21 protein-coding genes are annotated in these 19,086 nt (G+C 61.7%); 6 read left to right on the top strand and 15 right to left on the bottom strand.

The window, feature by feature from the left end:
- Positions 1 to 27: 27 nt before the first annotated feature.
- The 9 genes from P7C00_RS16945 to P7C00_RS16905 all read right to left on the bottom strand — a co-directional run bounded on the left by P7C00_RS16945 (position 28) and on the right by P7C00_RS16905 (position 8,141).
- Positions 28 to 1,323, bottom strand: coding sequence for a hypothetical protein (locus tag P7C00_RS16945; protein WP_346634372.1), 1,296 nt, complete (start codon positions 1,321 to 1,323; stop codon positions 28 to 30).
- Between the two features lie 54 nt (positions 1,324 to 1,377).
- The gene (locus P7C00_RS16940) at positions 1,378 to 2,112 is read right to left on the bottom strand and encodes a hypothetical protein (protein WP_346634373.1); all 735 of its coding nucleotides are present in this window, start codon (positions 2,110 to 2,112) and stop codon (positions 1,378 to 1,380) included.
- Between the two features lie 58 nt (positions 2,113 to 2,170).
- The gene (locus P7C00_RS16935; protein WP_346634374.1) at positions 2,171 to 2,851 is read right to left on the bottom strand and encodes a C39 family peptidase; all 681 of its coding nucleotides are present in this window, start codon (positions 2,849 to 2,851) and stop codon (positions 2,171 to 2,173) included.
- Positions 2,852 to 2,915: 64 nt separating this feature from the next.
- The gene (locus P7C00_RS16930) at positions 2,916 to 3,905 is read right to left on the bottom strand and encodes a heme utilization protein (RefSeq protein ID WP_346634375.1); all 990 of its coding nucleotides are present in this window, start codon (positions 3,903 to 3,905) and stop codon (positions 2,916 to 2,918) included.
- A 63-nt stretch (positions 3,906 to 3,968) separates the two neighbouring features.
- The gene (locus P7C00_RS16925; protein WP_346634376.1) at positions 3,969 to 4,547 is read right to left on the bottom strand and encodes an adhesin; all 579 of its coding nucleotides are present in this window, start codon (positions 4,545 to 4,547) and stop codon (positions 3,969 to 3,971) included.
- Position 4,548: 1 nt separating this feature from the next.
- Positions 4,549 to 5,001, bottom strand: a complete 453-nt coding sequence (locus tag P7C00_RS16920; protein WP_346634377.1) for a hypothetical protein — start codon at positions 4,999 to 5,001, stop codon at positions 4,549 to 4,551.
- Between the two features lie 332 nt (positions 5,002 to 5,333).
- Positions 5,334 to 5,858: an AAA family ATPase gene (locus P7C00_RS16915; protein WP_346634378.1), complete on the bottom strand. Its 525-nt coding sequence runs from the start codon at positions 5,856 to 5,858 to the stop codon at positions 5,334 to 5,336.
- Positions 5,855 to 6,418 (bottom strand): nicotinamide riboside transporter PnuC, encoded by a 564-nt coding sequence (gene pnuC, locus P7C00_RS16910; protein ID WP_346634379.1) that lies wholly within the window; start codon positions 6,416 to 6,418, stop codon positions 5,855 to 5,857. The genes P7C00_RS16915 and pnuC overlap by 4 nt, the downstream gene beginning before the upstream one ends.
- A gap of 88 nt (positions 6,419 to 6,506) precedes the next feature.
- A complete protein-coding gene (locus P7C00_RS16905; RefSeq protein WP_346634428.1) occupies positions 6,507 to 8,141 on the bottom strand; it encodes a methyl-accepting chemotaxis protein in 1,635 nt (544 codons plus the stop codon).
- A gap of 294 nt (positions 8,142 to 8,435) precedes the next feature.
- Here P7C00_RS16905 and P7C00_RS16900 point away from each other — a divergent pair, with 294 nt between their 5' ends.
- Together P7C00_RS16900 and P7C00_RS16895 are read left to right on the top strand one after the other, a co-directional pair.
- Complete coding sequence (locus P7C00_RS16900) at positions 8,436 to 9,266, top strand: undecaprenyl-diphosphate phosphatase (protein WP_346634380.1); 831 nt, start codon at positions 8,436 to 8,438, stop codon at positions 9,264 to 9,266.
- Positions 9,263 to 9,685, top strand: a complete 423-nt coding sequence (locus P7C00_RS16895) for a DUF1294 domain-containing protein (protein WP_404936905.1) — start codon at positions 9,263 to 9,265, stop codon at positions 9,683 to 9,685. Before P7C00_RS16900 ends, P7C00_RS16895 begins: the two co-directional genes overlap by 4 nt.
- Here P7C00_RS16895 and P7C00_RS16890 read toward each other — a convergent pair.
- Both P7C00_RS16890 and P7C00_RS16885 read right to left on the bottom strand, forming a co-directional pair.
- Complete coding sequence (locus P7C00_RS16890; protein ID WP_346634382.1) at positions 9,682 to 10,041, bottom strand: MmcQ/YjbR family DNA-binding protein; 360 nt, start codon at positions 10,039 to 10,041, stop codon at positions 9,682 to 9,684. The genes P7C00_RS16895 and P7C00_RS16890 overlap by 4 nt on opposite strands.
- Positions 10,038 to 10,946, bottom strand: a complete 909-nt coding sequence (locus P7C00_RS16885; protein ID WP_404936904.1) for a LysR substrate-binding domain-containing protein — start codon at positions 10,944 to 10,946, stop codon at positions 10,038 to 10,040. The genes P7C00_RS16890 and P7C00_RS16885 overlap by 4 nt, the downstream gene beginning before the upstream one ends.
- Positions 10,947 to 11,076: 130 nt before the next feature.
- Between P7C00_RS16885 and P7C00_RS16880 the strand changes: the two genes are divergently transcribed.
- Together P7C00_RS16880 and P7C00_RS16875 are read left to right on the top strand one after the other, a co-directional pair.
- A complete protein-coding gene (locus P7C00_RS16880) occupies positions 11,077 to 11,688 on the top strand; it encodes an FMN-dependent NADH-azoreductase (protein ID WP_346634384.1) in 612 nt (203 codons plus the stop codon).
- 264 nt (positions 11,689 to 11,952) lie between these two features.
- Positions 11,953 to 12,990: a dienelactone hydrolase gene (locus P7C00_RS16875; protein ID WP_346634385.1), complete on the top strand. Its 1,038-nt coding sequence runs from the start codon at positions 11,953 to 11,955 to the stop codon at positions 12,988 to 12,990.
- A gap of 1 nt (position 12,991) precedes the next feature.
- Here P7C00_RS16875 and P7C00_RS16870 read toward each other — a convergent pair whose 3' ends face one another.
- From P7C00_RS16870 to P7C00_RS16855, 4 genes are all read right to left on the bottom strand, one after another.
- On the bottom strand, positions 12,992 to 14,179 hold the full coding sequence (locus P7C00_RS16870) for an MFS transporter (RefSeq protein WP_346634386.1): 1,188 nt from the start codon (positions 14,177 to 14,179) through the stop codon (positions 12,992 to 12,994).
- A 354-nt stretch (positions 14,180 to 14,533) separates the two neighbouring features.
- Entirely contained in the window at positions 14,534 to 16,120 is a 1,587-nt protein-coding gene (locus tag P7C00_RS16865) for an ABC-F family ATPase (protein WP_159890447.1), read from the bottom strand.
- Positions 16,121 to 16,368: 248 nt separating this feature from the next.
- Positions 16,369 to 17,103, bottom strand: coding sequence for an alpha/beta hydrolase (locus P7C00_RS16860; RefSeq protein WP_346634387.1), 735 nt, complete (start codon positions 17,101 to 17,103; stop codon positions 16,369 to 16,371).
- Positions 17,100 to 17,501 carry a hypothetical protein gene (locus P7C00_RS16855; RefSeq protein WP_346634432.1) on the bottom strand — a complete coding sequence of 134 codons (402 nt, stop codon included), beginning with the start codon at positions 17,499 to 17,501 and terminating at the stop codon, positions 17,100 to 17,102. Before P7C00_RS16855 ends, P7C00_RS16860 begins: the two co-directional genes overlap by 4 nt.
- On the opposite strand from P7C00_RS16855, the gene lpxO reads away from it, so the two are divergent.
- Together lpxO and P7C00_RS16845 are read left to right on the top strand one after the other, a co-directional pair.
- A complete protein-coding gene (gene lpxO, locus P7C00_RS16850) occupies positions 17,464 to 18,363 on the top strand; it encodes a lipid A hydroxylase LpxO (RefSeq protein ID WP_123725241.1) in 900 nt (299 codons plus the stop codon). The genes P7C00_RS16855 and lpxO overlap by 38 nt on opposite strands.
- A gap of 287 nt (positions 18,364 to 18,650) precedes the next feature.
- Complete coding sequence (locus P7C00_RS16845) at positions 18,651 to 19,025, top strand: hypothetical protein (protein ID WP_404936903.1); 375 nt, start codon at positions 18,651 to 18,653, stop codon at positions 19,023 to 19,025.
- Positions 19,026 to 19,086 lie beyond the last annotated feature (61 nt).

The raw sequence follows: 19,086 nt of genomic DNA, 5'->3' as shown, positions 1-19,086 counted from the left end.
GCGGGCCTTGGCGTTTTTGCCGGTGGATCAGAAGTAGTAGGGGAACTTCAGGCTGAAGGTGAAGGCCGGAGCGTCCTCGGTCATGCCGATGGACAGGTTGGGCACAATGGTCAGGTTTTCGGTGGCCGCGATGGTCATGCCGACGTTGAAGTAACCGGCGTTGGCGTCACTGGAGACCACCGATTGCCAATCGCCACCGTCCTGCTTGAGTTTGCTCTTGCGCTGCACCAGGTCGGACACCGAGAAGGACATGCTCATCTTCTCGTTGAGGGCGAAGGCTACACCGGCACCGATCTGGAAGCTGTCACCCAGGCGGACCTTGCCGGGGGTCTTGCTGCCAACCGTGGAGCTGATGTCATCGAACGACTCTTCCAGGTTGTGGGTGTAGGCCAGGGTCCCGAACAGCACGGCCGGATCGAAGGTCTTGACCAGGGAGATCCCGGGGGTGACCGACCAGACGCCGTTACCGGTGGGCAGGCTTTCAGGCACGTACAGGTTGTTGTTGCCTGCGGATCGAACCAGCTTGATGCCAAACGGTTCCTTGCCGGTGGGTGCCTTGACTCGCAGGGTGGCCACGGCGTCGGGCCAGAACTCCGATTCGTCGAGGAACTTGTAAGCCACGCCGAAGTTCACGTCCCCCAATGTCGGGTCACGGGTCACCGATTCCTCGGTGGTCTGGGTGCCGGAGCCGCCGCCACCACCGGACTGGAAGGTGGACTCGCGATACAGCACGGGTGCGTTGATGTCGAATTGCCAACGGTTGTTGAGGTTGTAGCGCGCGGTCAGGTCCAGGGTCCAGGTATCGGATTTGATCCGGTCCAGGTTGATGTTGCCGAGAAAGATCGAGTCCAGCGCGAGGAAGCCGTTGACCGTGAGTTGTCGGGCGTCGTAGCGGGCGTAGGTCAAGCCGGTCTCGACGCTGAACTTGCCGCCGCCGAAGAAGCCACTGGCTTCGTCGTAAAGGTTGCTGACGCTTTGTGCCGGAGCCGAATCATCCTTGAGCGACTGACCATAGGAAGCGCCCCCGGCTGCTCCTCCGGACGCCGCTCCGGCGCCTGTGCCGGCAACCTGTTGATTGCCTTTGAGGTCCGCCGGCGACTTGGCCAGGCGCTTGGGCGGTGGCGCTGCTGGCTGATCCTCTACCTGACGCACCCGTTGCTCAAGTACCGCCAAGGCCTTCTGCTGTACTTCGTAACGTTGCTTGAGCTCCAGAAGTTCGCGTTTCAGGGTCTCTACATCGGCATCCGGCGCTGCTTGGACCAGCGCCGCCGGTAATAGAGTGCTTAAACACATTACTGCGCGCAGTGAAACCGATCGATACATGAAATAAACCGTCCCTTGTGAACCCCAATGGTCGAGAATCAGCGTAGTTCAAGATCAGAATTTGCGTAGAGCGTCGAGCGTAGTCAGGTTGCAGTCCAAAGCACCGTTGCTGGGACCGTTGTTTCTGAGTACCACATTGAGTTGAGTCAGGTTGTTGACCAGGTTGCTGTTACCCATCAACTGGGTGTTTTGCAGCAGATTGCCCTGGGCCACCTGCTGCAGTGCATTGCCCTGATTGCCGTTGGCCTGTATCGCCATCTGGATACCGCCATTGAGGGCCGATACCGCCACGCTGCCGGCGGCGTTGCTGCCGGTGATGGTCTGGCCGCTCATCAAGGCCTGGCCGACCCCGGCGGCCAAGGCGGGTGCCTGGTTGGCCTCTGTGACATTGATGCTGATGTTGTTGTAGGCAGAGTTGCCGTCGCCGGCAGCCCTCACGCTCTGGGTCACGCCCTGGCTACTGGCCAGGCCTGCACCGCCGATCACGTTGCCGGTGCCTGGGGGCGGCGTAGTTCCGTTACCGGTCTGGGTGATGGTGGAAACGTAGAATTCCGGTTTGATGGTGGCTTGCTGGATCTGCAGCGAGGTGGTCGCACCGATCAGGTCACCGCTGGCGTTGCGCCAGGTACTGCTCATGACAATGCCGAAGCTGATAATCCGCCCCGGCATTACGTAACGGCCCCGTAACTGCGATAACTCCTGATCCTGGATGAGTTCGGGCTTGAAACCAGCATGGGCTGGAAGAGCTGCTGCCAGGCAGGCGGCTGCCAGCCAGTATGAAGTCTTCATCTGCTTGCTGCTCCCGGAGCGTCCTGCCCCTTTATGATTGTTCGGGCTTCTAGAACTGCTAGAAGAAGTCACTCTGGATAAAACCGAAGTCCATCAGGTCCGCGTCTTTGACCGGGTAGAAACCATCGAACTTGTTCTTCGCGGTCAGCGGGGCAGGTGGTTCGAGCAAGGCGTTAGTCTTGTCGTAGCCGGGGCCGATGATGGCGAACACGATTCCATTCCAGCCTTTGACGAAGTCTTCGTGGGAGTAACGCTTGTGGCCCAACACCGGGTCACCGATGTAGACCCAGTCTTTCTGGGCCCGCTGCATCACCACGAAGTGCTTGTAGCCGCGAATTTCCATCAGTACCACCACCGGAATGGTCACCGCTTCGAGCTTGTCGGGCGGAATCCGGTAGCCTCGGGCGCGCATGCCGATGCTTTCCACGTAGCGCTTCATATCGAGCATGGAAAAGCCCTGGGTGCGAACCAGGCCCTGATCCGAATTGACCAGCATGCCCTTGATGACGTGCTCCTCATCGACATCAAGCCAGTAGGCTTGACGCAGAATGGTCGCCAGTGCGGCGGCACCGCAGCTGAAGTCGGTCTTCTGTTCGACGATGTCGCTGAACTTGCGCTCACGCACGCTCTGCACCTGTTTGAAGATCAGGTTGCCACCGGGCAGGCCGGCGACGGCCATCTGCGCAGCCTGGACGGGAGCACAGAGGCAAAGCAAGAGAGAGAGGATCGCAGTACGCATGATCGTTACGCCTGAGTCGGACTGTGGAAAAGCCCCGTTTCCGGGGCTTTCGTTACGATCGCGATTACATGCAGGCTTTGCAGCCAGCAGCGATGGACAGCGAGTTGCTTTGTTGGTTGCCCACACCGGCCGAGACGTTGGCGCCGCCGTTGCCGGAGAAGCCGTTCATCGAGTTGGTCATGCTGGCGTTGTTGACCACTGGGTTTTTCCAGCCGTCTTTGGTCAGCACTTGCTGGGTCCAGTAGCCAGCCAGTTCGATGGTGCCTTGTTCCTTGAAGGTGAATTTTTGATCGTCGTTGTCATGACCACCTTTGTTGTCGTGGCCATGGCCGCCGCCATGATCGTCGCCTTCGATTTTGCCGCTGCCGGTACCTTTGTAGCTGCCATGGGCTACGAAGCCGCCAGTGAGGGTGTCTTTTTTGTAGGCTTGGACACCTTTGTTATCCACGACCAGATTGGTCGACTGCTGGTTGGCTGCAGCGGCGGCAGTGGCTACACGGCCACCGGACACGGCGATTGCCAGGTTGTTTTTCTGTTGGTTGAAGTCGCCGGCGGTAACGTTGATGCCGATGTTGCCGGAACCGTTGTTGCCGGAGTTGTTCAACACAGCGTTGTTCTGTGTCGAAGAGTTTTTCACATAGTTATTGTTGTTGACCTGGGTGGCGCTGGAAGCAGCCACGGCGCTGCCGAAGATGAAGCTTTCGTCAGCGGTTGCCAGGGCGGCGGCGTTGTCTTGTTGGTTGCCGTCGCCGGCGGCGACGTTGGCACCCATGTTGCCGTTGGAATTGTTGAGGGAGTTGTCCATCTTGGCGTTGTTGTTGGTGCCTTGGTTTTTCACCACGTTGGTGTTGCTGTTCTGCACGTCGATCACTGCAGCACCGGCCCCGGCGGTGATTTGCAGCAGGGTGCTGAGGTCTGGACCTTGATCATGATCGCCATGGCCATTGCCATGACCGCCGTTGTGACCGTTGTTATTTCCACCTGCCTGGGCGGCCATTGCCATGACTGCGGCCAGTGCGAAAACCAGTGGTTTGAGAGCCATTGTAGGTTTCATGGTGTTTCTCCGGTGCTTATTAGTTGGTTAAGTGTTGGTACTTTCTAATTGCACTACGAGGGGTCAATCTGCGACCCGGATACTCAGGGTGTTAGCCATGCGGTTCCCCACCCCGGCACTCTGGTTCACCTGAATCACTCCGCGGCTGCCGGTGAAGGCCTGGTCGCTGGTAACGACCTGGCGGCTGCCTTGTTGAGTGCCAGTTGCTCCCGAGTTTGGTAACAGCGCCACGTTCTGTTGGGACAGGGCGCTGTCGTCAATGCTTTGCGGATTGGCGCTGATGCTGATCCGCAGGGCATTGGCCATCTGGTTGTTGGCCCCGGCCGACTGGTTCACGCCCAGTGCGCCGCTGCCGTTGCTGAAAGAGTTGCCGCCGATGGTGCTGCTGGCATTGACCGAGCGGTCGGCTGGCGTGGTGATGCGTTGGGTGATGCTGGTGGTGGCCGTGGCGTTGGTGCCGATGGCAATGGCCCGCACGTTGGTCTGTTGTTGCTGGTCGCCGGCTGCCTGGTTGACGTTGAAGTTGCCGGTGTAGCCGGCGCCGGAGTTCTGGATGCTGGAGGTGTCGGCGACTTGACTGGCAGAGTCGGCCATGGCCCCGGAGCAGGCGAGCAAGGCAAGGAGCAGGACTGAGCGATTCATCTTATTGGCCCCCGATATTGTTCAAGGGAGCCATGCCGGCGTTGATGCTCCGATTGATCGAGCCGGAAATGCTGGCCCCGGCGCCGCCACCATGACCGACCGCCATGCCGGGCAGGCCATTGCTATTGCTGTTGCTCAGGACATTCATCCCCGGTACACCGTTGTTGCCGGACAGCACGGTGCCGCGGATCAGCGAGCCGGTCCTGATCCCGGCGAAATCGCCATCGGTCATTTCATTGCCGGTCATTTGATTGACCAAAGCCGAAGGGTTGGTATTGACCGATATGGGATTGGGATCTTTTTGCAGAGGCGCACGGCCAATGGGCTGTGCCTGTACGGTGCGTTGGATGATGATCTCGCCATTCCCCGCCGCCAGAACCGGAAGGCTGGACACCGCGCTGACGGCACAGCCGATCAGCAGTAGGCGGGTGAAACTTTGGTTCAGAGTCCCCACGGCGGTATTCCTTCTTCTCAGTGCTGGCCCTAGTCAGCGTTGAGAGGGAGAGAGCAGAAGCCGTGCCGCTTTTGATTTCTTTTGCAGAATCAAGGGCTTGTGAAAATGCAGAGGGGAAGGGCGCAGCAGGTGTTTCAGGATTGAGACAGACGCCGCCGACGGCCATTGGCCATAACCGGGACAATGCTCTGGAACGGGGGTTGCTGCGGGGGTGTATCAGTAGCGCAACAGTTTCGCCGACAGTTGGCCGGGCCCCGGAAAATGGCGGCCTGATCGCCAGGGAGGTGTTTCAGGAATGGACACGTTGGGGGGCGCACGCGCCCGCTACGGGATCAGTCCAGCAGCAGTTGCTGGACCAGGGCGAAGGCCTGCTGCCGGCGCTCCTGCCAATCACCGCGAATGACTCGGTAAGGTTGCGCGTGCAGGTCCAGCCATTGCCGTGTGGCTTCGAAGAAGGCCTGGCGTTGCGCCAGTTGCGGCTGGCAGCGCTGGCCGTCGTCGCTCCAGGCCACATCCTCCGGGGACAGCAACAGGTGCAGGTGGTAATGCCGGGCCAGCAACTGGGGCTCCAGCCACGACGGGCAATCGCCGAACAGGGTCCGGCTCCACAGCAGGTTGCTCAGCAGGTGCGTGTCGAGAATCAGTAGGGCGGGTTGCCGGGCCCGGGCCTGGTCCTCCCATGCCAACTGGCCACGGGCGATCTCGGGGATGTCCGCCAGGCAGGTATCGCGGCGCTCCTGCTCAATGAAGTGGCGCACGTACTCACCCACCTGGATGCCGCCGAAGTGCTTTTGCAGCTCGGCCGCCAGCCAGCTTTTGCCACTGGATTCGGGGCCGGTCAGTACCAGTACCTTCACGACTGCAACGCCGGGTCGGCGCGCCAGGTGCGCCAGCCCTGGACTGCCAGCAGGGTGAACAGGGCATAGAGCGCCGCGGTCAGGTACAGCTCCTTGTAGAGGAACAGACCGACGAAGATCACATCCACGGCGATCCACAGCGGCCAGCACTGCACGCGCTTCTGTGCCATCCACCATTGGGCCACCAGGCTGAAGGCGGTCAGGGCGGCGTCGAGCCAGGGTTGCGCGGCATCGGTCCAGTGGGCCATGGCCGCCCCCAATAACAGGCTGCCCAGCGCGCCGAGGGCCAGGCCCTGGAGCAAGCCAACGGCCTGCAGCTGGCTGACCGGGCGCCCCTGATGCTGCTCGCCGCCCCGGGTCCACTGCCACCAGCCATAAAGCTGCAGCACGGCGTAGACCACCTGCAGCAGCATGTCGGAATAGAGTTTGACCTCGTAGAAGATCCAGCTGTAGAGCAACACCATGACCAGGCCGATGGGCCAGCACCAGGGATTCTGTTTGACCGTCAGCCAGACGGCGATGACGCCTAGCGCAGCGGCAAACAGTTCAAGCCCGGACATGGCGGTTCCTTGGGGAAGTGGAGGAGGGGGCGGATTGTACCCAGTCTGGGCCCTGGGCGTTAGCCCGGGGCCATGACCCTGTGGTGACTCAGACGCGGAACTGGCGCAGCAGGTTGTTGAGCTGTTCCGACAGCTCCTTGAGGTGGCGGCTGGCGGCGCTGGAGTGTTGGGCCGCCAGAGCCGTGCCCTGGGACAGGCCAGCTGCCTGACCGACGTTGTGGTTGATGTCTTCCACCACATGGGCCTGTTGCAGGGTGGCGCTGGCAATCGAGGCGTTCAGGCCGTTGAGGGTGCGCAGGGCCTGGCCGATGGCGTTGAGGCTGGCCCCGGCCAGGCCCGCCTGCTCGATGGTCAACTGGGACGCGCGGCTGCTGTCGCCAATCACCTTGACCGCCGCTTCCGAGTGATTCTGCAGGCGCTCGATCATGCCCTGGATTTCCGCGGTCGATTGCTGGGTGCGCTGGGCCAGCAGGCGCACCTCGTCGGCCACCACGGCAAAACCCCGGCCTTGCTCCCCGGCCCGGGCCGCTTCGATGGCGGCGTTCAGGGCCAGCAGGTTGGTCTGTTCGGCAATGGAGCGGATCACTTCCAGCACGGTGCCGATCTGGGTGCTTTCTGCCGCCAGGGTGCGGATCACTTCCACCGCCTGGTCGATGGTGCCCGACAGTTGTTCGATCTGTTGCAGGCTGCCGTCGATATTGACCTGGCCTTGCTGGGCCTGGGCTTCGGCCTCGCGCACTTCACCGGCGGCGTGCTCGGCGTTCTTCGCGACATCCTGAACGCCACTGGTGACCTGACTGATGGCCGCGGCCACCTGTTCCATCTGCTGGGACTGTTGCTGGCTACGCTCCTGGGCCTCGGTGGCATTGCTGCCCAACTCGCTGGAGGATTGTTCCAGAGCGGCGGCGCTGGTCTGTAACTGCGTGACCACGCCACGCAATTTGGCGGTGAAACCGTTGAAGTGCCGGGCCAGCTCGGTGACTTCATCCTGGCCGTGGGTATCCAGGCTGCGGGTCAGGTCGCTTTCGCCGCTGGCGATATTGGCCATGGCGTGTACGGTTTCGCGCAGTGGGCTGACGATGCTGCGCACTATCAGTACCACCAGCCCGGCCATCAGCAGGGCAATCACCAGGCCGATGGAAGAGGCCCGCAGTACCTGGGCATAGAACTCCTGTTGCAGGTCATCGATGTAGACCCCGGAACCGATGATCCAGCCCCAGGGCTGGAACAGCTGGATATAGGAGGTCTTCTGCACCGGCTGCTCGGCCCCGGGCTTGGGCCAGCGGTAGTCCACCATGCCGGCGCCCTTGCTTTTGGCCAGGGCCACCATTTCGTTGAACACCTCGAAGCCGTCCGGGTCCTTGACTGCCGCAAGGTTTTGTCCGTCGAGCTTGGGGTTGGCCGGGTGCATGATCATCACCGGCGTCAGATCGTTGATCCAGAAGTAGTCGTTCTGGTTGTAGCGCAGCCCGCGAATCACCTGCAGCGCCTGCTTCTGCGCCTGTTCGCGGCTCAGGCTGCCGGCGGCCTCCAGGCCCTGGTAGTAGTTCAATACACCGGCGGCGGTCTGTACCACGTGTTGGGTTTTCTGCGCCTTGGCCTGGTACAGGTCACCATGAATCTGCTTGAGCATCATCACGCCCAGGGTCACCAGGGTCAGCACCGCCACGATCAGGATCAGCCACAAGCGCTGACTGATGGACATCTTGCGTAAGCTATTCATCATCCGGTCACTCCAGATTCTTGTTCTTGTCATAAAAGGCCGTGAGCATCCAAGCACGCCTGCCTTCGAGCGCCAACCCTACGGAAGTCCAATAACATCGCGGCGTATTTTGCGCCTGTCTGTTAGGATTTCGGCGCCTTCGCGCAAAACCTGAACCTTTCTGAAGTTTTCACAGAATTTTCATGGAGTTGTGTTGATCTTATGGGCGCCGAAATCTCGGCTACGCTCGTCGCAGTGAACGCTTTGAATACTTAAAAAAGAGGCATGCCTGGTGCATCGCCTTATGGGGGATTGATGGATCTTTGGACCGCCGCGCAGGCATTGATACTTGGGATTGTCGAAGGCCTGACCGAGTTTTTACCCATCAGCAGCACCGGGCACCAGATCATCGTCGCCGACTTGCTCGACTTCGGGGGCGAGCGGGCGATGGCTTTCAACATCATCATTCAGCTGGGGGCAATTCTCGCGGTTGTCTGGGAATTTCGCCGCAAGATCTTCGATGTGGTGCTGGGCTTGCCCACACAACCCAAGGCCCAGCGCTTCACCGTCAACTTGTTGATCGCCTTCCTGCCGGCGGTGGTGCTGGGGGTGATCTTCGCCGACCTGATCCACGCCTACCTGTTCAACCCCATCACCGTGGCCACGGCCCTGGTGGTCGGCGGCATCATCATGTTGTGGGCCGAGCGCCGGCAGCATCAGGTACACGCCGAAACGGTGGACGAAATCACTTGGAAGGACGCGCTCAAGGTAGGCTGTGCCCAGTGCCTGGCGATGATCCCGGGCACCTCGCGTTCCGGCTCGACCATCATTGGCGGGCTGCTGTTCGGCTTGTCGCGCAAGACCGCCACCGAGTTTTCGTTCTTCCTGGCCATGCCCACCATGGTGGGGGCCGCGGTCTACTCCGGCTACAAGTACCGCCACCTGTTCCAGCCGGATGATTTCCCGGTGTTCGCCATCGGCTTCGTCACCGCCTTCATCTTCGCCATGATCGCGGTCAAGGGCTTGCTGAAATTCATTGCCAGCCACAGTTATGCGGCGTTTGCCTGGTATCGCATCGCCTTCGGCCTGCTGATCCTGGCGACCTGGCAGTTCGGCTGGGTTGACTGGACGGCGGTCAAGCCGTGACGACGGGCCGTAGCGAACCGCGTGCCGGCAGCGGCGCGCGTGTCCACAACCTGAAGCTCAAGTTGCTGGTCTTTGTCCTGCTGTGTGCACTGCCGTTGTTCGGCTCGTTGTCTCTATGGTGGCGAGGGATCTCGATCATCCCCCTGGTCGCCTATGCCGCCGTCAGCCTGCTGACCTTCCTGCTGTACTGGCACGACAAGCGTCGGGCCAGGGCCGAGGGGCAGCGCACGCCGGAGAAGGTCCTGCACGCTCTGGAACTGGCCGGTGGCTGGCCCGGCGCCTTGCTGGCTCAGCAGCTGTTGCGACACAAGACCCGCAAGGTGTCCTATCAGACGCTGTTCTGGCTGATCGTCGCCCTGCATCAGGTCTATTGGATTGATCGGCTGTTCCTGGAAAACCGCCTGCTGAGCCTGTTCTAGAGCAGCAGGCCGACCTGGGTGCGCTTGGGCAGCTTGCTCACCACTAATTGATGGGACGTTTGCAGCAAGGCCTTGAGTTCCTCGGCCCCCAGCGGGTAGGGGCTGTGCATGATGATCCAGTGAGCCCGGGCCAGATAGGGCGCCGGGGCAATGCCCGGACGGTCGACATGGCCAAGAAACAGTTCCCGGTCGACCTTGAAAGCCAGGGAGTCGCCCCGCAGGTTCTGCAGCGCAAACATCTTGTTGCCGGCAATCGAGAACACTCGCACGCCGCCCCATTTGTAGTCTTCCCGCGCGCCTGGCAGGCCCAGGCAGAATTGCGCCACTTGCTCTTCATTAAGGGTTGCGGCTTTCACAGGGCACGTTCTCCACAGCGTTCGAAGGATTCACTCAGGTGTTCGATCCAGGCCCGCACGGCCGGCAGCACACCCCGGCGGTGAGGATACACCGCTTGCAGCCAGCCGCCGGGCAGTGACCACTGGGGCAGTAGTTGCACCAGCTGACCGCTGGTCAGTTCCGCCTCGCAGTACAGCATTGGCAGTACGGTGCAGCCCAGGCCGGCGAGGGCACAGGCGCGACGGACGATGAAGTCATCGATGCCCAGGCGCGCTTCCAGGGCCAGGTCGCAGGCGTTGCCCTGTTGATCCAGCAACCGCAGGTGCACCAAGCGGTCGGCCTCAAGGGCGCCCAGTATCGGCAGGCGCCTCAGGTCTTGCGGGTGGGTCACCGGGTTGTCCCGCAGGAAGGCCGGCGAGGCGACCACCGCTGTCTGTGCCGGGCGCAGGCGTCGGGTGACCAACAAAGGATCTTCGTCGCCTTGCTCACGCACCCGCAACGCCACATCTATGCCTTCGGTCACCAGATCGACACGGCGGTTGAGCAACAGCATCTCCAGCTGCACCTGAGGGTATTTCTCCAGAAAACTGCTCACCAGTGGCGTCAGCAATTCATGGGCCAGGCCCACCGGGCTCGACACCCGCAGGCGTCCTCGGGGCTCGCTGGCCATGCTGGCCACGGCCTCGTCGGCCATTTCCGCTTCCAGCAACATGGCTTGGCAATGGCGCAGGTAGCGTTCGCCCACGGCTGTGAGCTTGAGCTGCCGGGTTGTGCGCTGCAGCAGCCGGGCCTTGAGACGCTCTTCCAGTTCGGCGATGCGCCGCGACAGGCGCGACTTGGGAATGCCCAATTGGCGTCCGGCGGCGGCGAAGCCACCGGCTTCCACCACCTTGGCGAAGTAATAGAGATCGTTGAGGTCTTGCATGGGGAAGGGCTCGATTGTCCTGCTGATGGGACGAACTATCGCATTTATGCCGACTAATCAGCTATTGAATTCATCTGTAGGATTGCCAGCATCCGATCGCCCAGTGGCGGTCCTCACTTGGAGATCCCACATGAAACTTTTGCATATCGATTCCAGCATCCTGGGTGACAACTCGGCATCGCGCCAACTGAGCCACAGCGTGGTCCAGGCGTGGAAAGCCGCCCAGCCTGACCTGGCAGTGACCTATCGTGACCTGGCCGGCGATGCCATCAGCCACTTCTCGGCTGCGACCCTGGTGGCCGCCGGCACCGCCGCGGAACTGCGTGATGCCGCGCAAAAACACGAGGCCGAGCTCAGCGCCCAGGCCCTGGCCGAATTCCAGGCCGCCGACGCGGTGGTGATCGCGGCGCCCATGTACAACTTCACCATCCCGACCCAGCTCAAGGCCTGGATCGACCGCATCGCCGTGGCCGGCCAGACCTTCCGCTACACCGAAGCCGGTCCACAAGGCCTGTGCGGCGGCAAGAAGGTCATAGTGGTCTCGACCTCCGGCGGCCTGCACGTTGGCCAGGCCACTGGGGCGGCTCATGAGGACTACCTCAAGGTGCTGTTCGGCTTCCTCGGTATCACCGATATCGAATTCGTTCGTGCCCACGGCCTGGCCTACGGTGAAGACGTGCGCAACAAAGCCATGAGCGATGCTCAGGCTCAGATCAGCGAGCAGCTCTTCGCCGCGGCGTAAGACTTGTGTAAAGACGCTTTCCTGCACGGCAAGCGCCACTAGACTCTGTATTCTGATCACTGTTTGAAGTGATCGGAATGCGGAGTTTTTTTGTTGGCGGTTTTCAATGTTTCTGGCCCAGGTTATGCAAGTTTTTCGCGGCGGGGAGTCCTGCTCCCTGGCGGTGCATCCGGAGTGACGGGCCAATCTCGCTTCAAGGCCTTGGCGGCAAGGGATGGCAGGGGCAACGGGCTTTCTCGATCCAGCGGCAAAGGTGGGCGTGTGATGAAACGTCTTTGTGCAATGTTACTGATCTGCCTGCTCAGCAGCCTGATTTCGGTGCAGGCCGCCCCTGCGCCACATCCGCACTGGAGCGTTGGCTTTCATGAGATGAGCTTTCTCGATCCCCTGGACCAGCAGCCGATGCGCGCCATCGCCTTTTACCCGTCCACCGGCATCGAGCACCCCAGCCAGGTCGAGGGTTATCAGATTGCCGCATCCCGGGACGCCAAGATCGCCATCGGCCGCTTCCCGATGCTGATGCTGTCCCACGGCAATACCGGCACGCCCCTGGCCCTGCACGACCTGGCCACGTCCCTGGCGCGCAAGGGCTTTGTCGTGGTGGCGGTGATTCATCCCGGTGACAACTCCAAGGACCACAGCCGCCTGGGCACCTTGAGCAACCTCTATGGGCGGCCGATTCAGATTTCCGAAGCCATAACTGCCACCCTCGGCGACCCTATGCTGTCGCCCTTCGTCAATGCCGATCAGGTCGGGGTCATCGGCTATTCCGCCGGTGGCGAGACCGCCTTGATCCTGTCCGGCGCCACGCCTGACCTGGACCGTCTGCGGCGTTACTGCCAGGAACGTCCCGATGATCGCGATGCCTGCAATACCCAGGGCGAACTGATTGTCGACCGCGACGATCTGCAACCGGTGGCCGACCCGCGGGTGCATGCGCTGATGCTGATGGCGCCCCTGAGCCTGAAGTTCGGTCGCCAGACCCTGGCCGGGGTGCATGTGCCCGTGCTGCTCTACAGCGGCGATGGCGACAAGCTCGTGGCCCTGGACAAGAATGCTGCGGCCCTGGCGCGCAAGTTGCCCGTGGCCCCGGACTTCAAGCTGCTGGCCGGTGCCGGACACTTCGTATTCATGGCGCCGTGCACCGCCCAACAGTTGGCGGCCATGCCGGCCCTGTGTACCGACGCCGACGGTGTCGACCGCGAGGATATCCATCGCAACCTGATTGCCGAAGCCGGCAAGTTCTTCGCCCATACCCTGGGCCGGCCGAGCCGGGCAGGGATGCAGACCGCCGACCAGTGATTCAGGCGCCGGCCCGGCGCTTGAGCAGCAAGGTCAGTCCCAGGCCCGTGATCGAGAGCAGGGCGGCGCAGAAGAAGATCCACGAGTACCCCAGGTTCAAGGCCACCGCTCCCATCAAGGGGCCGGCGATGGCCAGGGCCAGATCGAAAAACACCGCATAGGCACTCAAGCCGGCACCGCGGCTGCTGTTGGGCACTTGCTTGATGGCTTCCACCCCCAGCGCCGGATACACCAGCGACAAGCCGAAGCCGGTGAGCCCGGCACCGATCAGCGCCCAGGCAGTGGAGGGCGCCAGCCATAGCAGGGTCAGCCCCAGGGTTTCGACGCACATGCAGACAATGGCCGAGCGAAAGCCGCCAAAGCGGCTGATGCTGGAGATGAACAGCAGCCGCGAGCAGATGAAGCACACCCCGAACACCGTCAGGCAATAGGCGGCGCCGGTCCAGCCGCGGCTCAGGTAGAACAGGGTGATGAAGGTCGTCAGGGTGCCGTAGCCGATGGAGGCGAGGCTGAGGCTGGCCCCGAAGGGAGCAATGCGTCCGAAGACTGCCCAGAATGGCAGGCGCTCGCCGCGAATCACCGGCACCGAGGGTTTGTTGCGGATCAGCAGCAGGGCCAGCACTGCCAGAATCGACAGGGCGAAGCCGAGGCTGGTGAAACCGTATTGCTGAACCATCACCACCCCCAGCGGCGCGCCAATGGCAATGGCGCCGTAGGAGGCGATGCCGTTCCAGGAAATCGAGCGGGCGGTGTGTTCCACGCCGACCTGGCCCATGCACCAGCTGATGGTCCCGACCCCGATCAAACCTTGGGCCACGCCCAACAGCAGGCGCCCGCACAGGAGGATGGTCAGGCTCAGCAGGGGCAGTTGTTCCAGCAGTACCGACAGCAGCGTCAGCACCCCGCTGAGCAGAATCCCCACCAGTCCGTAGATGATCGAGCGTTTGGTGCCGACCGTGTCCGACATGCGCCCGGCCATGGGGCGGCTGAGCAGGGTGGCCAGGTATTGCGAGCCAATGGTCAAGCCGGCGACCACGGCACTGAAGCCCAGTTGTTCGTGCACATACCCGGGCAATACGGCAATCGGCAAGCCGATGCAGAGGAAGGCGATGAAGGTATAGATGACGATGGAGACGATCTGCAGGGTGATCGCCATGGAGCTTTGAGCGGGGCTGTGTGGCTCGGGCATGAAGGCTCGTTCGCGTGCGGCGGTTAGAGAACCGCATCATCGCGTGCCGCGATAATAAAAGGAAGCAGGCTAACGATATCTCCCCGCCGTCCCGTAGGAGCTGGCTTGCCAGCGAAGGCGTTCTCAGGGGCAATGCCGACTTAAGGGCCTTTTCGCCGGCAAGCCGGCTCCTACAGAGGCCCGTGAATCCGTGCAGGAGCTGGCTTGCCAGCGAAGGCGCCGGCAGGGGCAATGCCGACTCAAGGGCTTTTTCGCCGGCAAGCCGGCTCCTGCGAGAGGAGGGGCAAACGAAAAAGCCCCGTCACAACGGACGGGGCTTTGCTTGACGCTTGTCGCTTGAAACGGCCTGCTGCTTTAGAACATCACGCCCTGGCTACGCAGGTAATCGTCGTAGGTGCCGCTGAAGTCGGTCACGCCACTTGGGCTCAACTCGATAATGCGAGTGGCCAGGGACGATACGAACTCACGGTCGTGGCTGACGAAGATCAGGGTGCCCGGGTAGTTTTCCAGGGCCAGGTTCAAGGCCTCGATGGATTCCATGTCCAAGTGGTTGGTCGGTTCGTCCATCACCAGTACGTTGGGCTTTTGCAGGATCAGCTTGCCGAACAGCATGCGGCCTTGCTCACCACCGGAAATCACCTTGACCGACTTGAGGATCTCGTCGTTGGAGAACAGCATGCGGCCCAGGGTGCCACGGATCATCTGCTCGCCCTGGGTCCACTGGCCCATCCAGTCGAACAGGCTGACGTCGTCTTCGAAGTCATGGGCGTGGTCCTGGGCGTAGTAGCCGAGTTCCGCGCTTTCGGTCCACTTGACGGTACCGGCGTCCGGGGTCAGTTCGCCCACCAGGGTGCGCAGCAGGGTGGTCTTGCCGATACCGTTGGGACCGATGATCGCCACGCGCTCGCCGGCTTCGACGGTGAAGCTGAAGTTCTGGAACAGGGTCTTGCCATCGAAACCCTTGGACATGCGCTCCAGGGTCACCGCCTGGCGGTGCAGCTTCTTGGTCTGTTCGAAGCGGATGAACGGGCTGACCCGGCTCGACGGCTTGACTTCAGCCAGCTGGATCTTGTCGATCTGCTTGGCCCGGGACGTGGCCTGCTTGGCTTTCGAGGCGTTGGCCGAGAAGCGGCTGACGAAGGTCTGCAGCTCGGCGATCTGGGCTTTCTTCTTGGCGTTGTCCGACAGCAGCTGCTCGCGGGACTGGGTCGCGGCGATCATGTACTCGTCGTAGTTGCCCGGGAACAGACGCAGCTCGCCGTAGTCCAGGTCGGCCATGTGGGTGCAGACGCTGTTGAGGAAGTGCCGGTCGTGGGAAATGATGATCATGGTGCTGTTACGCGCCGTGAGAATGTTTTCCAGCCAGCGGATGGTGTTGATGTCCAGGTGGTTGGTCGGTTCGTCCAGCAGCAGCACTTCCGGATCGGAGAACAGCGCCTGGGCCAGCAGCACCCGCAGCTTCCAGCCTGGAGCGACTTCGGTCATCGGGCCGAAATGCTGTTCCAGGGGAATACCCAGGCCCAGCAGCAATTCACCGGCGCGGGATTCGGCGGTGTAGCCGTCCATCTCGGCGAATTCGGTTTCCAGCTCGGCCACAGCCATGCCGTCTGCTTCGGTCATTTCCGGCAGCGAGTAGATGCGATCGCGCTCGGCCTTGACCTTCCACAGCTCTTCGTGACCCATGATCACGGTGTCGATCACGGTGAATTCTTCGTAGGCGAACTGGTCCTGGCGCAGTTTACCCAGGCGCACATTCGGCTCCAGCATGACCTGGCCGCCGGACGGCTCGAGGTCGCCACCGAGGATTTTCATGAAGGTCGACTTGCCGCAACCGTTGGCGCCGATCAGACCGTAACGGTTGCCACCGTTGAACTTGACCGAAACGTTCTCGAACAGTGGCTTGGCGCCGAACTGCATGGTGATGTTAGCTGTGGAGATCAATTACTTACCTACCAATGATTTAGCGCCGGCCTGAATCCACGAAGCGCGATCTGGAGCCTTCCAGGTCGGGCCGGTCTGGGTGTGGAGCTGAGCCAGCGGGCGTACGTCGAGCGCAACATTCCGGCGACGGGGCCGGGTTGCTGAGCAAAGAGTGCGGGGTGCATGTTGGAATTTGTGCGCATTGTCGCATATGTAACCGAGCAGTTGTATGACGCTCGGCTAGGGATTTTTGCCGCAATGGTCGATGTTCAACGGCCGTCGACCGCAACTCGGATCTGTGCCAACTCGTGCATGAACCGCAGCAGGTGCTCGGCGGCCTCAGTCGGTGCGGCCTGGAGCAGGCAGTGGGGGCCGTTGATGGCCACCAGTTGGGCATCGTTGCGCAGTTGCCGGATCAGGGTGGACGCCGAGGCAGGCACCAACCGGTCGTGGCGGGCCTGGAGATACAGCAGCGGTACCTCCGTGGCCACCAGCGCCTGGCTTGCATCCACCGCCATCACTGACTGCAATCGGGTTCGCAGTACCCGGGATTGCACCTGGGCGATGGCTGCGGCCAGTGCGGCGCGTAGCGCGGGCGTGGAAAAACCACCGAGCAACAAGGCATCCATGGGCCAGAACGGCAAGTGTCGCAAGGGCAGAAGCTTGAGCAACGGAGACAGAGGGGCCAGTGCCGAACGCGGATTGCGCACAAAACTGCTGCACAGCACCAGCCCCTTCAACCCGGCTGGACGCCGAGCGGCGATGCTGACGGCCACCGGGCCGGAAAACGACTCGCCCAGCAATACGAAAGGACGGTCCAGTGGCAATTGTTGCCCTACGCGTTCCACCAGGGCGGGGTAGTCCAGCACCTGATCGGCGGGGTAGCGCAGGACCTGCACCGGTACGCTCGGGGGCAGGGCCTGAAGCAGCGGGTCGAACAGCCTGCCGGTGCCATCCATCCCGGGTAGCAGGACCAGGGTCGGAAGTGGGGTGAGGTCGATCAATTCAGCGGTCCTTGCCAGGCAGAAAGGAAAAAGGCGCCCGGCAGGATACCTCGGGAACCCGGCCAGCACAGCTCGATTGTGCTGGCTAGAGGGCTGGAGGGCATTCTCTTGAGCTGAATCAAAACCTGGCGCAATACAGGCAAATTTCGACAGAAGTCGCGCAGCTTTTCACAAATTTGAGTTAACCATTGGTTACAAACTGTGGCTAAAATGCCAGCCGACGGCCGGACGCCGAGGGTCGGATCGGCGACGAAGACGTTCGCCGATTGCGCTTTTTTCAACTCAGACGCTGCCATTTGCCTTTGGCCCTTCGGGCTTTCAGGGGCGCAGCATGCTCTCTTCTGAAGTGTGACAATTTCCGTGAAACTCATCATTGCCGCTGTATACGTTTTATCCATTGCGTACGTACACCTGCGGGGGCGCGTGCGCCATAAGCTGGGTCGCCAACTGAGTGATCACTCCACCTTCCTGGCCCCCATCAACTGCTTTCTTTACCTGTTCTCCAGGTTTCCCAACCGGCCCTACCTGGACCCGGCCGACTTTCCCGAGATGAACAAGCTGCAGGAACACTGGGAAGAGATTCGCACCGAGGGCCAGAACCTGTTGCAGGCCGGTGAGATCAAACGCTCGGACCAGTACAACGATGTGGGTTTCAACTCGTTCTTCAAGACCGGCTGGAAACGCTTCTATCTGAAGTGGTACGGCGACAGCCACCCTTCGGCGATGAAACTGTGCCCGCGCACCACCGAGCTGGTGCAGAGCATCGGCTCGATCAAGGCGGCGATGTTTGCCGAGCTGCCACCGGGCTCCAAGCTGGTGCGCCACCGTGACCCTTATGCCGGTTCCTATCGCTACCATCTGGGGCTGTCCACGCCGAACAATGAAGGTTGCTACATCGAGGTCGATGGCGAGCGCTATCACTGGCGCGACGGCGAAGCGGTGATGTTCGACGAGACCTACATCCACTACGCGGAAAACACCACCGATCAAAACCGCATCATTCTGTTCTGCGATGTCGAGCGGCCGATGAAGTATCGCTGGGCTGCAGCGCTCAATGGCTGGTTCAGCCGCACCGTGATGTCCGCTGCCGGCTCGCCCAATGATGCCGGAGACAAGACCGGTGGCCTGAACCGGGCCTTCAACAAGCTGTACAAGATCCGCCTGCGGGGCAAGGAACTGAAAAAGCGCAACCGCACCCGCTACTACCTGGAAAAGTGGGCGATCTTCGCCGCGCTGCTGTTGCTCTTCATCTATATCTGATCGGCCCATCCTGCCTCTTGGCCTGCTCCAGCGTCTGGATGCGGGCCTGCGACTTGTGTAGGGGCTGGCTTGTGTAGGAGCTGGCTTGCCAGCGAAGGCGTCGGCCCGAGCAATGCACGGCTCAGCGGACTCTTCGCCGACAAGCCGGCTCTTACGCCGCGGCGACTATGGCGCGCCGTGGATACCGGGTGTTACATGTTCTGCAGGATTATTTAATTAACAAAGCCGAACCCTGGGCGTAGCGTGGAATCGAATTCGATACCTTGTCGCTCTTCAGGAGGCTTGTCATGAACAGTCTGGCTCGCGGGTTTGCCGCATTCATCGCGCTGACTTGGGCCAGTGGCGCGATCTGGGCCGCCGTCCCTGAACCGCTCCCATCCCCGCAGTTGCCCAGTGCTCTGTTGCTGGCGCAGACCCTGCCCAACAGCGGCAACAACGATCCCTACAGCAACCCCATTCGCCGGGCCAATCCCAACAGCATGCAGGGCACCCAGCCCAGCAGTCCGCCTGTTCGTGGCCCCAGCACAGCACCCAGCGGACGGCCGCCGACCCTGGAGAACGGCGGTATCGGCAACGGTTACCCCCGGGGCGGTGTACAGCGAGCCAATCCCGATCCCCGAGTGCAAAGCCCCCGAGAAAACGATCCGAGCAACCGGCGCTGAGGCGCCTGTGCACTGCGTTGTCGACCGTCGCCTGTGCGTGGCGCGCGAGGGATTTTCTTGA

Origin of the sequence: Pseudomonas sp. JDS08PS003, assembly GCF_045013505.1 — a bacterium.
In the GTDB taxonomy this organism is placed as follows: domain Bacteria; phylum Pseudomonadota; class Gammaproteobacteria; order Pseudomonadales; family Pseudomonadaceae; genus Aquipseudomonas; species Aquipseudomonas protegens_B.
Note: the sequence above shows the minus strand (reverse complement) of the source record. Positions and strands in the feature narration are given on the sequence as shown.

What these genes read in the sequence shown, in the direction of transcription:
- pnuC (WP_346634379.1), bottom strand. Translation starts at nt 6,418, where the DNA reads ATGTCCGGGCTTGAACTGTTTGCCGCTGCGCTAGGCGTCATCGCCGTC.
- P7C00_RS16930 (WP_346634375.1), bottom strand. Translation starts at nt 3,905, where the DNA reads ATGAAACCTACAATGGCTCTCAAACCACTGGTTTTCGCACTGGCCGCA.
- P7C00_RS16870 (WP_346634386.1), bottom strand. Translation starts at nt 14,179, where the DNA reads ATGCCCGAGCCACACAGCCCCGCTCAAAGCTCCATGGCGATCACCCTG.
- P7C00_RS16900 (WP_346634380.1), top strand. Translation starts at nt 8,436, where the DNA reads ATGGATCTTTGGACCGCCGCGCAGGCATTGATACTTGGGATTGTCGAA.
- P7C00_RS16845 (WP_404936903.1), top strand. Translation starts at nt 18,651, where the DNA reads ATGAACAGTCTGGCTCGCGGGTTTGCCGCATTCATCGCGCTGACTTGG.
- P7C00_RS16905 (WP_346634428.1), bottom strand. Translation starts at nt 8,141, where the DNA reads ATGAATAGCTTACGCAAGATGTCCATCAGTCAGCGCTTGTGGCTGATC.
- P7C00_RS16880 (WP_346634384.1), top strand. Translation starts at nt 11,077, where the DNA reads ATGAAACTTTTGCATATCGATTCCAGCATCCTGGGTGACAACTCGGCA.
- P7C00_RS16875 (WP_346634385.1), top strand. Translation starts at nt 11,953, where the DNA reads ATGAAACGTCTTTGTGCAATGTTACTGATCTGCCTGCTCAGCAGCCTG.
- P7C00_RS16855 (WP_346634432.1), bottom strand. Translation starts at nt 17,501, where the DNA reads ATGGATAAAACGTATACAGCGGCAATGATGAGTTTCACGGAAATTGTC.
- P7C00_RS16925 (WP_346634376.1), bottom strand. Translation starts at nt 4,547, where the DNA reads ATGAATCGCTCAGTCCTGCTCCTTGCCTTGCTCGCCTGCTCCGGGGCC.
- P7C00_RS16940 (WP_346634373.1), bottom strand. Translation starts at nt 2,112, where the DNA reads ATGAAGACTTCATACTGGCTGGCAGCCGCCTGCCTGGCAGCAGCTCTT.
- P7C00_RS16945 (WP_346634372.1), bottom strand. Translation starts at nt 1,323, where the DNA reads ATGTATCGATCGGTTTCACTGCGCGCAGTAATGTGTTTAAGCACTCTA.
- P7C00_RS16935 (WP_346634374.1), bottom strand. Translation starts at nt 2,851, where the DNA reads ATGCGTACTGCGATCCTCTCTCTCTTGCTTTGCCTCTGTGCTCCCGTC.
- P7C00_RS16885 (WP_404936904.1), bottom strand. Translation starts at nt 10,946, where the DNA reads ATGCAAGACCTCAACGATCTCTATTACTTCGCCAAGGTGGTGGAAGCC.